General features: G+C 38.8%; 16 protein-coding genes. 1 reads left to right on the top strand and 15 read right to left on the bottom strand.

The window, feature by feature from the left end; all coding sequences use genetic code 11:
• The 9 genes from Ga0466249_RS03225 to Ga0466249_RS03185 all read right to left on the bottom strand — a co-directional run.
• The coding region (locus Ga0466249_RS03225) for an electron transfer flavoprotein subunit beta/FixA family protein (RefSeq protein WP_215827972.1) at nt 1-452 on the bottom strand (452 nt) is incomplete at its 3' end.
• 154 nt (nt 453-606) lie between these two features.
• Nucleotides 607-759 (bottom strand): hypothetical protein, encoded by a 153-nt coding sequence (locus Ga0466249_RS03220; RefSeq protein WP_215827971.1) that lies wholly within the window; start codon nt 757-759, stop codon nt 607-609.
• Between the two features lie 201 nt (nt 760-960).
• The gene (locus Ga0466249_RS03215) at nt 961-1,746 is read right to left on the bottom strand and encodes a short-chain-enoyl-CoA hydratase (RefSeq protein WP_215827970.1); all 786 of its coding nucleotides are present in this window, start codon (nt 1,744-1,746) and stop codon (nt 961-963) included.
• 56 nt (nt 1,747-1,802) lie between these two features.
• Nucleotides 1,803-2,942 carry an acyl-CoA dehydrogenase gene (locus Ga0466249_RS03210; protein WP_215827969.1) on the bottom strand — a complete coding sequence of 380 codons (1,140 nt, stop codon included), beginning with the start codon at nt 2,940-2,942 and terminating at the stop codon, nt 1,803-1,805.
• Between the two features lie 108 nt (nt 2,943-3,050).
• On the bottom strand, nt 3,051-4,607 hold the full coding sequence (locus Ga0466249_RS03205) for an acyl CoA:acetate/3-ketoacid CoA transferase (protein ID WP_215827968.1): 1,557 nt from the start codon (nt 4,605-4,607) through the stop codon (nt 3,051-3,053).
• Between the two features lie 39 nt (nt 4,608-4,646).
• On the bottom strand, nt 4,647-6,044 hold the full coding sequence (locus tag Ga0466249_RS03200; protein ID WP_215827967.1) for a GntP family permease: 1,398 nt from the start codon (nt 6,042-6,044) through the stop codon (nt 4,647-4,649).
• 701 nt (nt 6,045-6,745) lie between these two features.
• On the bottom strand, nt 6,746-7,684 hold the full coding sequence (locus Ga0466249_RS03195) for an AEC family transporter (protein WP_312889689.1): 939 nt from the start codon (nt 7,682-7,684) through the stop codon (nt 6,746-6,748).
• A 21-nt stretch (nt 7,685-7,705) separates the two neighbouring features.
• Nucleotides 7,706-8,191 (bottom strand): GNAT family N-acetyltransferase, encoded by a 486-nt coding sequence (locus Ga0466249_RS03190; RefSeq protein ID WP_215827966.1) that lies wholly within the window; start codon nt 8,189-8,191, stop codon nt 7,706-7,708.
• Nucleotides 8,192-8,210: 19 nt separating this feature from the next.
• Nucleotides 8,211-8,681, bottom strand: coding sequence for a MarR family winged helix-turn-helix transcriptional regulator (locus Ga0466249_RS03185; RefSeq protein ID WP_312889688.1), 471 nt, complete (start codon nt 8,679-8,681; stop codon nt 8,211-8,213).
• Between the two features lie 361 nt (nt 8,682-9,042).
• On the opposite strand from Ga0466249_RS03185, the gene Ga0466249_RS03180 reads away from it, so the two are divergent.
• Nucleotides 9,043-9,543, top strand: coding sequence for a flavin reductase family protein (locus tag Ga0466249_RS03180; RefSeq protein ID WP_215827965.1), 501 nt, complete (start codon nt 9,043-9,045; stop codon nt 9,541-9,543).
• 65 nt (nt 9,544-9,608) lie between these two features.
• Here the strand turns inward: Ga0466249_RS03180 and Ga0466249_RS03175 are convergent, their stop codons facing one another.
• From Ga0466249_RS03175 to Ga0466249_RS03150, 6 genes are all read right to left on the bottom strand, one after another.
• Nucleotides 9,609-10,859 carry a dicarboxylate/amino acid:cation symporter gene (locus tag Ga0466249_RS03175; protein ID WP_215827964.1) on the bottom strand — a complete coding sequence of 417 codons (1,251 nt, stop codon included), beginning with the start codon at nt 10,857-10,859 and terminating at the stop codon, nt 9,609-9,611.
• A 162-nt stretch (nt 10,860-11,021) separates the two neighbouring features.
• On the bottom strand, nt 11,022-12,143 hold the full coding sequence (locus Ga0466249_RS03170) for an amidohydrolase (protein WP_246588348.1): 1,122 nt from the start codon (nt 12,141-12,143) through the stop codon (nt 11,022-11,024).
• 20 nt (nt 12,144-12,163) lie between these two features.
• Nucleotides 12,164-12,616, bottom strand: a complete 453-nt coding sequence (locus Ga0466249_RS03165) for a YjiG family protein (RefSeq protein ID WP_215827963.1) — start codon at nt 12,614-12,616, stop codon at nt 12,164-12,166.
• The gene (locus tag Ga0466249_RS03160) at nt 12,613-13,272 is read right to left on the bottom strand and encodes a nucleoside recognition domain-containing protein (protein WP_215827962.1); all 660 of its coding nucleotides are present in this window, start codon (nt 13,270-13,272) and stop codon (nt 12,613-12,615) included. Before Ga0466249_RS03160 ends, Ga0466249_RS03165 begins: the two co-directional genes overlap by 4 nt.
• A 257-nt stretch (nt 13,273-13,529) precedes the next feature.
• On the bottom strand, nt 13,530-14,378 hold the full coding sequence (locus Ga0466249_RS03155; protein ID WP_215827961.1) for a MurR/RpiR family transcriptional regulator: 849 nt from the start codon (nt 14,376-14,378) through the stop codon (nt 13,530-13,532).
• A gap of 103 nt (nt 14,379-14,481) precedes the next feature.
• Nucleotides 14,482-15,432, bottom strand: coding sequence for a VirK/YbjX family protein (locus tag Ga0466249_RS03150; protein WP_215827960.1), 951 nt, complete (start codon nt 15,430-15,432; stop codon nt 14,482-14,484).
• Nucleotides 15,433-15,503 lie beyond the last annotated feature (71 nt).

Genomic DNA, 15,503 nt, shown 5'->3' with positions numbered 1-15,503 from the left:
CCAGTGACTTCAAATTTTGAACAGCACGTGATTTGAGCAATTCCCAGATGTTCTGCCATTTCAGGACCCACTTGCGCCGTATCTCCATCAATCGCCTGTTTACCACAAAGGATCAAATCAAACTTACCCAGTTTTTTGAGGGCTGCTGCCAAGGTATAGCTTGTTGCAAGCGTATCGGCACCACCAAAAGCTCTGTCACTGACAAGATAAGCTTCATCAGCCCCCATAGCTAAACATTCTTTTAAAGCATCTTTGGCCTGAGGGGGTCCCATTGAAACAACGGTTACCTTGCCGCCATTTTTCTCTTTTAATTGCAGGGCAGCTTCCAAGGCATTTTTGTCAAAGGGATTTACAATGCTTGGCACACCTTGCCTCACAAGTGTATTTGTTACTGGATCAATTTTAACTTCTGTAGTGTCAGGTACTTGCTTGACACAAACTACCATTTCCATATTGTAAGCCTCCTTGAAATACTCATACTAAATTAAATCCTATCTGGATGTAACAATCAATAGACTGCAATTATTGACAGTAACGCTATTCATAAATTGAGATATGCATAATTGGATATACTTATCTTTAATGCTTTTAATATTCAAAATCCCCTCATTGGCAACATAGTATGCCTAAAAAGCCCAACAAAAATAATACATAACCACCAACAACCAATTTATCATCAAACGTTATCTTATCACTATTTTTTCCATCTTCGTTACGTGTAAATTCATTAAACTCCCCACAAAAATATCCATTAGTCATGATAACATTCCCTTCCAAAGCGAATGATACGGCTAAAAAAAACATTTTTCAGTTAATAAATACCTTTGTACGGAAAATCGGGAAACAGTTTAATGTATCATTAAACGTTTCCCAGAATCCGATTATCATCTATTTTCATCTTATATCTGACATCAAATAATCAATTAGAATTCATACGCTTTCAAGGCTCTCTATATAATTTTATTTACCAGTAAAACTAGCCTTTCTCTTCTCAACAAACGCTTTCATACCTTCTTTTTGATCAGCAGTTGCAAAGCACAGGCCCCAAACTTCATCTTCATACTGAATTGCCGATTCCAAATCCATGTTGATTCCTTTATTAACTGCGAACTTGCACAATTTAACCGCTATCGGTCCGCGGGACATAATTGTTTTGGCCAATTTCTTAGCCGCATCCATCAATTGATCCGCAGGAGCCAATTGATCAACCAACCCAATGCGATAGGCCTCAGCGGCATCAATCATATCGGCGGTAAACAGCAGCTTTTTAGCCATTCCTTTTCCCACTAATCTTGGTAGCCGCTGAGTTCCACCAAAACCTGGAGTAATACCAAGTGTTACCTCTGGTTGCCCAAATTTTGCTTTTTCGGAAGCAACCCGAATATCACATGCCATTTGCAATTCATTGCCACCGCCTAATGCATAGCCATTTACAGCCGCAATGACCGGTTTAGCCAAGCCTTCCAGTTTATTAAATACTCCTTGCGCTAAAATCCCCCATTCCCGGCCTTCCATCGCATCCTTATCTTTCATTTCAACGATATCCGCACCAGCGACAAAGGATTTTTCACCGCTACCCGTGATAATAACAACTTTAACAGAATCATCTTGGGCAAGTACATCAATGATTTTATCCAATTCACGCACCGTTGCTTCGTTTAGTGCATTAAGTGCTTTAGGCCTATTAATAGTAACGACTCCGATCCCATTATCATTTTCAAACAAAAGATTTTGATATTCACTCATTATTTCCACCGCCCCAATTTTTTTTCGGAAATCATAGCTACACCGAGTACGTACTATTAGCGCAAAATACTTCCGGAAATAACCATACGCTGTACTTGATTCGTGCCTTCATAAATCTGGGTAATTTTAGCATCCCTCATCATACGTTCGACGGGATATTCACGCGTAAATCCATACCCACCAAAAATTTGTACGGCATCCGTTGTAACTGACATCGCTGTATCTGAAGCAACCAGCTTCGCCATTGCCGCTTCTTTCGCGTAAGATAAGTCGTGTGAAATATGATATGCCGCACGATATACAAGAAGCCTGGCTCCCTCTACTTTCGCTGCCATATCAGCTAACATAAATCCGATCGCCTGTTGTTTGCAAATAGGTTTACCAAATTGACTGCGTTCTTTAGAATATTTAATTGCCGCTTCCAATGCTCCCTGGGCAATACCCAGTGCTTGCGACGATACTCCGATACGTCCACCATCAAGAGTCGTCATTGCAATTTTAAAACCTTGTCCTTCTTTGCCAAGCAGATTACCCGCAGGCACACGGCAGTTTGTTAAAATAACTTCCCGCTGTACGGATGCGCGAATACCCATCTTGATTTCCTTCTTGCCAAAGCTCAAACCAGGCGTACCCTTTTCAACAATAAAAGCACTCATTCCCTTAGGACCCGCAGCCTTGTCGGTAATAGCGAAAATAACTTCGATTTCCGCTTCGCCACCGTTTGTATTGAATATTTTAGTTCCATTAAGAATATAATAGTCCCCATCTTTTACTGCCGTAGCTGTACCGCCGCTAACATCAGTACCGGCATTAGGCTCAGTCAAACCAAAAGCACCTAATTTTGTCCCTTCAGCCAACGGTTTTAAATATTTTTGTTTCTGCTCTTCTGTACCGTACTTAAAAATCGGCCAAGAACACAAAGAAGTATGCACCGACATTCCAATACCTGTGGAAGCATCAACACGTGAAATTTCTTCACAAGCAATGGCATAACTCACAAAGTCACTACCAGCGCCACCATATTCTTCGGGATAAGGAATTCCCATTAAGCCGAGTTTACCCATTTCATCGAAATATTCCCGTGAAAACTGTTCCTTTTCATCTCTTTCAACAACGGTTGGTAACAATGTCTTTTCGGCAAAAGCCCTCACTATTTTACGAATGCTTTCCTGTTCATCACTATAAATAAAATCCATAAGTTTCTCCTCCAATTTTTTGATAATAATTTTGGTCGCAACCATTTTTATGGTGGTATACAACTAAAAGTCATATTATCTCGACCTTCCATATGAATTTTTGCCATCTTAAATGTTTTTATTAAGACCCATAACCTCAGCTTTGAATATCCGTGCATCCATTCTTTTCAGATTAGGAGAAATAAGCGGTTTAAAATCCATATGTGCCACCACATCTTTTTCCAAATCAACACCCGGCGCAATCTCCGTTAGCATAAGTCCCTTTTCTGTTAATTCGAATACTGCACGTTCTGTAATGTACTGCACTGATTGATGATGTTCTTGTGCATATTTACCGCTAAATGTAATTTGGCCAACCTGCTCTAAGAACTTACGCATTTTTCCTTCGTTCAAAATGGTCAACTGACCGTCAGCCACTTTCACTTTTAATCCGCCAGCAGTAAAAGTTCCACAGAAGATAACTTTTTTCGTATTTTGCGTAATATTGATAAAGCCACCGCAACCTGCTATTCGATCTTTAAATTTACTTACATTGATATTCCCGTGTTGATCTGTTTCTGCCAAACCAAGAAAAGTCATATCCAAGCCGCCGCCATCATAAAAATCAAATTGATAAGGCTGATCAATAATGGCTTCTGCATTTGTCGATGCGCCAAAGCTAACGCCTCCTGCCGGAACACCACCCACAGGACCTGCCTCAACAGTAAGCGTCATGGTATCTCCAATTCCTTCTTCATTTGCCACCAGAGCAACCCCTTCCGGGATGCCAATACCCAAATTGACTTTGGCTTGGGGAATCAGTTCCATAGCGGCACGGCGAGCAATTACTTTGCGTTGGTCTAAAGCCATTGGCGCAATCTCTGATAGCGATACACGCACCTCACCAGAATAGGCGGGATTATATTGTTCTGCATAACTTTGCATATGGTTTGCCGGATTTTCAGCAACGACCACATAATCTACATTAATGCCCGGAATAACTACGTTCTTAGGATTCAAACTGCCATTTGCAAGAATACGTTCCACTTGCACGATCACAATACCACCAGATGCTTTGGCTGCTAATGCCATCGTCAATATCTCTAGCTTTACAGACTCATGCTCGATTGAAATATTTCCTTTCCCGTCAGCACTGGTACCACGGACTATCGCTACATCAACAGGAAACGGTTTATACCTAAGCCATTCTTTCCCGTCTAGTTGAATGACTTCAACTAAATCCTCCTTAGTTACCGTATTTAGTTTTCCCCCCTCTAATCGCGGGTCTACAAAAGTATTCAAGCCTACCTTAGTTATAATACCTGGTTGGCGACTCGCTACACTGCCAAACCATTGCGCCATCGTTCCCTGTGGGAAATTATAAGCTTCGACTTTATTAGCAACGATCAGTTTACCAAGTTTGGGTGCCATATTGTAATGACCCGCTACAACTCGTTTAAGCAATCCTTCATGGGCTAAACGATTTCCGCCACGGTCTTTACCATCTCCCATCCCAGCACAGTGCATTAATGTTAAATCACGTGGCATTTTTTCTTCAATAAACCTCGTTTCGATTGCCTCAAGCACTTCCTCTGCAATCGAGCTGCCTACAAAAGCCCCGACTGCCACAGTAGCTCCATTGGGAATCAATTTAACCACTTCTTTTGCACTAATGACCTTGCACATTCCTATCACCCCATCCTAATTTTTATCACAACCATGCTTTTACACAATTCCTGTAAGCAGGTACAAACCAACCATTAAAAACGCTGTGATTACCTTAAAACATGTTATAGCAAAAATATCTTTGTAAGATTCACGATGTGTCAATCCACAAACAGCCAATATCGTAATTACTGCACCATTATGTGGCAAACTATCCAGCCCGCCTGATGCCATGGCAACGACTCTGTGTAACACCTCTGGCGGAATACCTGCGGCAGCTGTCGCTTCTAACCAATGCTGTCCAAATATTTCCAAAGCAATGCTGAGACCGCCTGAGGCCGATCCCGTAACACCAGCAAGAATATTAACCATAATCGCGGCATTCAGTAACGGTGAATCAGCACCAACACCTAGTAATACATTCGCAACAGTATGGAAAGCAGGTAACGATGCAATCACATTTCCATACCCGACTTCGGATGCCGTATTCATAATCGCCAATAATGAACCGATGGCACCGGCATTAAGAGCATTTACCAAGCTACCGGATTTCGGTATATATTTATATCCCAAAACAGAAGCAATTACAATGCCACTCACTAATCCCACAATTAATGACCAAATAGAGATAACATTTTTTATCGATGATGCAACTAGTGGCATTTTCATTGCTTGAAACGGCGCCAGGAGTGCCGGATCCCATGTATATACAGTTGATAACAAAAAATTCATTACTAGTACTAATAGCAGAGGTATTATTGACAAATACCATGGTGGCAAAGAAATACTGTCATCAATTACTGATTCATTGCGAGTATGTTTCCCATATCCCTCACCATTGGCCATAGCCGTTTTCCGTCGCCATTCCAAATATAAATAGCTAATCAAAACTAAGAGTATGCCGCCGATTGTTCCCAATATCGGAGCCGAATAAAGTGACGTTCCCAAATAAGTCGTCGGAATAATATTCTGAATTTGAGGAGTTCCAGGCAAGCAATCCATTGTTGCTGTAAATACACCGAGTACCATGCAAGCTGGAATGAGACGTTTTGGTATTTGTGCTTCCTTAAACATGACAGAAGCAAACGGATAAATTGCGAATACACACACAAACATGCTTATCCCACCATATGATAGAACCATACACGCAAGACTGACTGCCAAAATTACCTTTTCTTTTCCTATACACTGTATAACCCTAAGAGCAATACTTTTAGCCATTCCCGTATCTTCCATTACCTTGCCAAATACTGCTCCTAATATAAAAATTGGAAAGAATGATTTTATATACGTTACAGCTTTTACCATAAATAGTTCAGTATAACCTGGCAATATGGATAGATTGGACATGCTTGCCGCTATCAAAGCAAAAATCGGCGCAAATAAAATGACTGAAAATCCGCGATAAGCAAATGTAACAAGTAAAATTAGGCTTAGTATAATCCCAAAAACTTCCATTTGCATAGTCCTCCTTATGATAAATAAGTATTTCGGTGTATAGTTCATACCTTGAAAACATCTAAAGTGCGACAGTCTTTATCAAAAAATAAATTCAGCAGATAACAGCTACCATACAGCTAATTTTATAAGTAAACATTTATCAAAATATTCAGTAAAATTTAATTACAATCGCATATACACTCACCTCAATTTTAACAAAATTCAATAATATGTAAGAACGGTGTATTTGTCTGCCGAACACCGAAATACCGCAAGAACTGGACTACATTTTTATCAAGTACAATGACCAATGATAAACAATTTAATTTTTAAAATGTTACTTCATTATACAAATATTATTAAGTGTTGATTATTTCTATTAATATATTTTGCTTACAAAATATATTTTTAAAAAAATTAATATTTTTTTTCTATTAGACTTTTACTTCAATGAGTAAACTAGTTTGTTAATAAAATAGTTTGCAAGCAAAATTGTTTACCAAAAAAAATTACTAATTTTGAATCTTTGTTATTATTTTAACAAACTGTTTTTTCATAGTCAATGCCTAAATTATCAGTTTTAACTGCATATTTCGACTATTTTGTGCTTTTACCTCGCATTTCTGCGCTTTGTCAGTTTTTTATAACGAAAATAAAACCACACACAACAGTAATACTAAAAAAATCCCACGATATTCGCGGAATTTATTAGTATGCGACTAATTCAGCCAAAGAAACAGCAATGGATATACAAGGAATAAAAAAATCACCGTAGTCAAAAAGAACGCTGCTCCAGCCACAGGAAGATTTAAATCATAAAGGCGAGCTAATACGATAGCATTAATACCAGTAGGTACACTGGCCGATACTAAAATTGTGCCAAGAACAATGGGGTCATTAAAAAGCAGGCGCGCAACAAAATATCCCAACAAAGGCGTAAGAATGAATTTTATCGGAATAAGATCGCTAACACGACCATAGTATGTTTTCATGGCCGAAAACCTAATCGAGTATCCAGCTGGAAATAAAGCCATCCAAGCAGAAATATGAATAAAGAAATTAAAAAGGTCACCTAAGAATGCTGGACGTGGCACCCCGTTTAGGTAGAGCATCATGCCAACAATCAATCCGACTACAGGTAGTTGATTACGATTAAAAAACAAGGACGAAAAGGTAATTTTTTGTACGCTTCTCTTCTCTTGACTCAGTTGACGATAGAACTCAGCCATAGGAAAGCAAAATAAAAAGAACACCAAATTTTGAAACAAAGCAATAATTTGGATATAAGCAAACCCCGGCTCTCCATACAAAAAGAATGTACAAAGTCCGCCTAATGTCCCGATATTTGACAACATAGCTGAAGCTAAATAACTTGCTTTTTCTAAACAAGGCTGATTTTTCTTCAGTGTAATCAAATAAGCCGTCAGACCCGGAATAAAGCTCAACAAAATACCAAACAGAGGCAGCCAAAGTAACTCTAAATTTAGCGGCAAGATCCAGAAAGAAAGAACAGATAGGATCGTACAAAAAATAGTAATGTTCGCCACGATAATGTCATTGCAAATTTTCTCATTCAACCACTGTTTTCTTTGAAAATAGTACCCGAATACAAGAGGCATGACAAAATCAATCAATAGATAAAATACTTTTTCTGTCACATGCTTTCTCCTTTCGGGTCCCTAAAAGAGGAATTGATAGAAAATAGTATCAACCTTCATCAGAGGAAAAGTTTTTGGAAGACGTTCTTTTGTTATCGAAGTAAAGTGATTTTTCTCGTAAAAGCGATGGGCAGCTAAAAATTTATCCGTAGTTCCAAGATAAATTTCAGAAATACGATGCTCCCTGGCCCATTCCATAAGCTGTTGCAATAACAGCTTGGCTGCGTGATGTTCCTTCCCACGATGATCGGCTTTTACAAATAATTTTCGCAGCACACCTTGGTTATTTCCAATGTCTAATAATGAAATCGTGCCTACAACAGCCCCTTTATCTATAGCCATCCAAAAATTTCCGCTTTTTGACTGATAAAAGTGCGGTATATCATTTAAATCCGGCTGATCGGCTTGAGTGATGGGAATATGAAATTCCTGTTGCTGAATTTCGAGAATAAAATTGATTATTTCACTTTTATATTGTGGTTCATATTCTTTTATAATCTCGGTCAATTTTGATCTCTCCCTATTATTATTTTACTTTTCTTTTTTTACTTTCTTTGATGTATTCCCAATCTTGTTCAATATTTTCTCGCATGCGCTTAAGTAACTGATAAACCAGGACCTTTTCTTCATAACTAAGGCCCTTACAACAACTGTCAATATTCCAATTTTCTTCTTTAATAATATAAGGATAATGCTGCTGAGCTTTGGCTGAAGGAAAGAGATGCCACATTCTTTTATCCTGTTTACTCCGCTCTTTTAAGACATAACCCTCCTCGATCAGTTTTTGTATGGCCTTCGTTGTCGTGGCTTTATCTACTTTTAGCAGATCTGAGAGTTCCACCAAATGAATCCCGGGGTTCTCGCATATACGAGTTACAAACGTAAACTGTCCTCTTTGCAATTGGATTTCTCGAAATTTAATATCGCTTATTGATTGAATACAGCGTCCAAGCATTCCTACTTCACGTAAAATTTCATTTTTTAGCTTACTTATCACAAATCCCTGCCTTTCCAAAAGTAGTTGATTTTTCAACTACTTTTATAATATTACATAATAGTTGAAATATCAACTATTACCCGAAATAAAAATAAAGCAAGAAGTAGCGTTATCTAATCAAAGGCTACTTTTTGCTTTATTTGATTTAAAAATTTTAAACTTATTCACTTGTAATGTTATACATTATCACAGAATTTCTCAATGGAAATTTACTCGAACACTTTTCTTGGTGCCAGTAGCAGTGGTTGAGCTTACAATCGGGGTGCTCCGCCATTCTACATGTTGACTATCCAAATATGGTATAATAATCAATATAGAAAATCTATCTCGTCCTGAATTACAAATAAAAGGAGTGTTACTCATGACTGAGAATTTTTATGCCGAGCAATCTGAAGAAAGACTCAAACAACTTGAAAAAGGTGCTTTTGTAACAACCAGTGATGGTGAAAAAGTGAATACCATGACAATTGGTTGGGGCAGCATTGGCTACGTTTGGCGAAAACCTGTATTCACCATTTTAGTCCGCCACTCTCGCTTTACTCATGAATTACTTGAAAAAAATAGTGAATTCACCGTAAGTATTCCTTCCCATGATATGAAAACCGCTCTCAGTATATGCGGCAGTAAATCCGGACGTGACTGCGATAAATTCACTGAAGCAAATCTAACACCTCAACCCGGAAAAAAGGTATCTGTTCCTGTCATTGCTGAATGCGATCATCATTATGAATGCAAAATTATTTATAAGCAAGACATGGACCCTGGCGCACTTAATGCAGCTGACAATAAAAGTAATTATCCCCAAGGTGACTACCATACAATTTATTATGGTGAAATCATCGCTAGCTACGACAAAGAATAAATTCTCTCCACTGGAAGAACGGGCTATATTGTTACATGTGACAATATAGCCCGTTTTTTATACCGTTAAATTGCCTTAGCCAACCAATCCTTTCCTTCTACTAATCTAGCTATGAGCATCGAACAAACAACATTGCCTGTCGAATTTAACAAAGTAGCTGGAGCATCAATTATCGTACTAATGACAGCAATAATCGGCAGCACTTCCGGTGGGAAACCATATACGCTAATAATCAGCATCTCACCAATCATACCGCCACCTGGAATAGCTCCCATGACAGCCCCCACTAAAAAGGCAACGCCCACAATACCCAGTAAAGTAGACATACTCGACATATCCACTCCTAATAAACCAAAGAGGAAAGTAATTTTCAAGATACCGCCAAAAACAGAACCGTCTTTATGCATATTAGCACCTAAGGGAATAATCGTTTCGACCATATCCTCTGGTACACCAATGGATTTTGTTGCCGCTAAATTAATTGGAATACAAGCCGCACTAGAACAAGTAGCAATCGCTGTAATGGAAGGTGTTAGGGCATGACTCCAAAACAGCCGGATACCCTTTTTCCCTGCGGCAATATAAGCATACAAGGTAAAAAAGCCAAAATAATAAATGACGGAAAGAACTAAATAAATAATAAATGTCCGCAAATAGCCTTGTAGTATCTGCGGCCCTAACTCCCCAATGACATTGGCAAAATAAGCACCCAAGCCAATGGGGGCATAGTACATAATAATCTGCACGATTTTCATCATAACTTTAGTAACGGCTGCTAAAAAAGTCGCAACAGGCTGACCCGCTTCACCGATTAATGCAGTAGAAGTACCTGTCAATACAGCGAGAACAATAAGCGGTAAAATTGCTGTTTTCGATAGCAACTTTGAAAAATCCGATACAGTAAAAGTGTTGACAAGCTGTTCCAATACCCCCAGCTGCTTAACCTTGTCTACACTGTCCTGATTTTGCTGAATAATAGACTGTAAAGAAGCATAATTTACGCCTTGCGTTGGATTCATCAATAAAGCAACGACAAGTCCAAACACCGAAGCAACTAAGGCGGTAATAATAAAGACAAGCAAAATACTGCCCATGATTTTTCCTAATCGCTTCATGCCGCCCATACTGGCAATGGCTGACGAAATGCTAAAAAACACCAGTGGTACAATAATCATAAATAATAAGTTCAGAAATAAATCACCAAGTGGTTTCAAAACTAAAGCTCTCGGACCTAAAATGACACCAGTAATTCCACCAATAATAACGGCACCTAATAGAATAAACGAAAACAAATTATTGCGTAAAATAGATTTCATGTCATTTTCCTACTCCTTTCTGGAAATAAATACATTTGTTTCATTATATCAGAATTAAATAAAAATAGTTCTTTATATATATACAGGCAGACAGTACACTGCACGTTGACAACGTGTATATATAATTATTAAATAAAAGCCCGCAAAATTCGCGGGCTTTGTTTATTTACCTATTGTGACTAATTTATTCACCATATACAAGAGAATCTGAACACCATTAATTAAAGCCGCTTGATCAAATGCCATCTTCGGACTATGTAATCCAGGTGTTAAATCAGCCCCCAAACCAATATAACCCGTTTTCAACGTGGGCTTATGTTTCACATAAAAATGAAAGTCTTCGCCGCCAGGCGTAGTAATAGGAGCAAGCAACCCCTGTTCTCCCAGTACAGCCACAATAGCTTCCCGAGCTAATGCTACCGTATCCGCATCATATTCAGCCGCCGGACAACCACCGACTAATTGAATAGCTGCCTGAGCCCCAACAGTCGCGGCACCACCGTGAATGGCCTGCGTAGCCTTTTCACGCAATTCATTCATGACAATATTATTTTGAGCACGCAAATCAAAGGCTAATTGTGCCTTGCCAGGAATAGCATTGAGGGCTGCACCGCCTGCCTGAAATTTCGTAACCTTCACTGTAGCTGGAATGACAGGATTGACATGAATAGCATTAATCGCCTGAACAACGGCGGCTGCTGCATCAATAGCATTAATACCCAAATGAGGCCGAGCCCCATGACAAGCTTCACCTTCAATTTCAGCCTCCATTATATAACTGGCTCCATGACACAAAGCGGGTGTGGCTTGATTCAGTTTGGCCTCCTGAATCGGGCGCAAATGAATGCCTAACAAAATATCCACATCATCAATAGCACCGTCTTCAATGGTACGAAGCGCGCCAACCAGCTTTTCTTCAGCTGGTTGAAAGATAATTTTGACTTTCCCCTTTTGAATGCCTTGCGCCGCAATTTCTTCTGCTACGGTTAGCACCATGGATGAATGCGCGTCATGGCCACAGGAATGAATCGCACAGATTCCATCATCGGTCTGGTGAGCCAAAGCATCCATATCGGCCCGTAAAGCAAGCGTTGGTCCCGGGCACCCGCTGTCAATCACGCCAATAACGCCGGTCCCGCCAATGCCTGTTGTGACAGCATAACCTGCTTCGCTTAATTCTTCTGCCAAATAGGCTGCCGTTTTAAACTCTTCAAATCCCACTTCTGGAATGGTATGAAGATAACTCCACACTTCTCGTACCCGCTTTGCCAAATCTATCATCATAAACACCTTCCCCTTTTATATTAAGCAAACATACGCATAATCAGCATCGATATCATGGCATTACAAATCGAAATACCTAACATAAGCGGATAGTATTTCGGTTGAATACCGACAGTTCCCAATAATCGTCCTAAATATTGAATCTTTGAACCCATTAAATAAATGGCAGGAATTAAAATGGTAATATGGATGCCTGTCAAAATCCCATTCGTATAAAGAGCATGAGCTACACCCACGGCGCCCCCCATTGACATGAGCGCGCTTATCAACACCATGACAGCCTGCCCTGGCAATCCAAATACAGCCATAACAGGAGCAAATAAATTGCCAAGCAATTCAAGCAATCCTGTAATTTGTAAGATTTGAATGCAAACATACGCCATAAGCACATTGGGAATGATATTGTTAATTCCCACATTCCAGCCTTTTTTCGCTCCAACAACAAACACATCAATGACTGATTTATCGTTCATGCCCCAAGCTCCTTCTTACAAAGTTTATTCACATATAACCGCATTACATTCGCACCGAATATTTTCATTATAAACAACACAACAAGTGGTGTTGACATGGGCACAGTAAGAAAAGCAAACAGAGCCGATCCTGAGCTTAAATAATTAGTAATCGTCCCCCCTGCTGTAAATTGGAAAGCTGAAAAAATCATTTTTTCTTTTTCATTAATTTCACCATTATCATATAAGACCCGTGTCATTCCTGCACCTGCATCTGTACTTTGAAGACTCGATACAAGGGCAATACCGGTAATTCCAGGAATGCCCAGAAGCGGACGTAAAATAGGCGAAAGGATTTTTTGTGCCGCATTAAGGCCCCCGAAATGTTCTACTACTTCAATAAGTCCCATGGCCAACATAACACTTGGAAGCAATCCAAAAGCAAAGAGAAACCCATCTTTCGCACCAGCTCCCCCCATTCCTGCAAAATTTGCTTTCCCCGCATCCTTCATGGTACCAAATTTTCCACAAAGCGTATCAAAGTCAAATGCAGACAACCAACCATGGGCATTGGCAAGAACACCTGAAAATATTACTAACGCCAGAGCTAATACAACATAACCTGATAAGGGAACGGATTTTTTCGATTTACTGATTTGTTCTGATTGTTTGTCCACGAAGACTCCTCCTATTTTTTATCATGTCTCATGTCTCATAAATAGCTGCCCTCTCCCCCTTTCTAAAAAAAAAACACCTTGAGTAATAAACCCTAGGCGTCATTGCCAAATCTCATTTAACATGTAACATAGTAAATGTAGTGCTTGGCTACATTTACTATGTTACATGTTTTATTTCGCTACACGAAATAATAATCCTTCTTTTACTATAATCAAAAAAATAAAAACTCCCACTTATCCAGAGGAGTTTTTATTGCTCATAGCTTGGTATCAAATACTTCTAAGCTTTGTACATTGTTTTTTAATTTTGTATGAATTTCCATTTTATTTTTTTCTAATAAATCCATAATCAAAATATGACATAACTCCATCGGCACAACATAAGAATTAAAAAAAGTGAAATTATCAATTTGCAGAGAAAATACAATATCACTCTGAATACTCATCGATGAAAAATGGCTATCTGTAATGGTAATTGTCTTAGTCCTTTTTTGATTAGCAAAAAGTAGGGTGTGATAAGTAGGTTTGGAATACCTTGGAAAGCTGCAGGTAATAAGTAAATCCTCGTTCGTCATGGGCAGGATCTTTTCAACATTCACGACTCCACCTTCGCTAATAGCAGTTACTCTGAAACCCATTCTGCGCAGATGTAATGTTAAAAGATCTACTAAAATCCCCGAAGATCCCATTCCCATTATATAAATGGTTTCTGCCTGCTCCATCATAGCCGTAGCTTGATGTATTTTCTCCATTTCAAGATGCGCTAAAAAATATTCCAGATTTTCAAAATCTTTTCTTCCCACTTTCCAGCTGACATCTTCATCTAATGCTTCGAAATTTTCAGAAAGTCGTTTGTCAGGAGAAGAAAAATTTTTTAAACCCTTTCGAATATGTTTCTTCAATTCTGCAAAGCCCTCAAAACCAATGGACCGTGCAAATCGAATAATGGTAGCATCACTCACTCCAACTCGTTCGCCTAAATCGTTTGCAGATAAAAAAACAATTTCCTGATAATGGTCAAATACATATTGTCCGATCATTTTCTGGCTTTCCGTTAATTGCTGATAATTTTTTTTAAAATCTTGTAACACATCATTTTTGTCCATCTTATCTCCCATGTTTCACGACTAAGTATAAATATAGGATCTTTAACTATCGAATTACTAGTTCTTCACGACTCGCCAGAATCCTTGCAGAATGATCGCAATCTTATTTATAGCATTTCTCAATGCCAGATGAACTCCGGGCAGTGGGGTAAGTTCTCATGAAGGGAATTAATGCGGTTGCAATATTAGCAGCAATCTTGTCAAGGAGGGCAAATCGTTTTCGATAGAGATTACGTTTGTGGGATACTACTTTCTCGATATCTTTTCTGTGTTCTGTTACTGGAAGGATAAAGAACCGCCGATCCTGAGACAGGCTGCCTCCAATTTCTGTCCAGAATGTATCTAAGGATGTTTTTAGTTTTCGATCCCGGCGCAAATGATTGTTGGCATAAAAGCCATAGTTAGATACGGCGTATATCCCGCTTACAAATAAATTTTGCGCTAGGATACGCAGAGCATACACAATTAGATTTTTGGGACGGCAACCCAAAAAATGTTTGGTTAGTTCTTTGTTTATAGATAAACCGCTCCGTGAGCCTTGTAAAGCGCCAATGTATAGAGAAAAAGTGTTATTCTCGTCAAAAACAATCCAGAAATTTATATGATAGATATATTTATTATCAAGCTTTAGACCTAGACTCATTGTGCCTTCTTTGATTTCACCGACACGAAATGCTAAATCAATAGCAAGGATTTGTTCTTTATAATTTTCGCGCCAAAGCTGAAGTCCAGGTCCAAGATAAATTTGCTGTAAGGCCTGTTCTGTAAATTGGTTCTCCAATACTAAAAAACTTTGTGTAATAAGGGTCAATCTTTCTGAAGTACTGGAGCTTTTGTAAAAAAATTGACGTGTTAATTGGGCAAAAAACAAGGGATGCATCGTGATAATTTCGCAGCGCAGAGGATTGAGTTGGAAAAAGTTATTTAAATTCTGTACTTCTTTATGATGAAGTAACAATCTGATTATAAATACCATCACACAGCGATAATTGATCCATCTTTTACAATTGTAAAGATGTGTTCCTAATTTAAGTAAATCTATCATTTTCATCATATTCCTTACACTCTTTTCATGAGATATCATTATTCAGTTATTCAGCCGACTAAAAACAATTCAAGCAGTGC

This window comes from Pelorhabdus rhamnosifermentans, assembly GCF_018835585.1.
Lineage (GTDB): Bacteria > Bacillota > Negativicutes > UMGS1260 > UMGS1260 > Pelorhabdus > Pelorhabdus rhamnosifermentans.
Note: the sequence above shows the minus strand (reverse complement) of the source record. Positions and strands in the feature narration are given on the sequence as shown.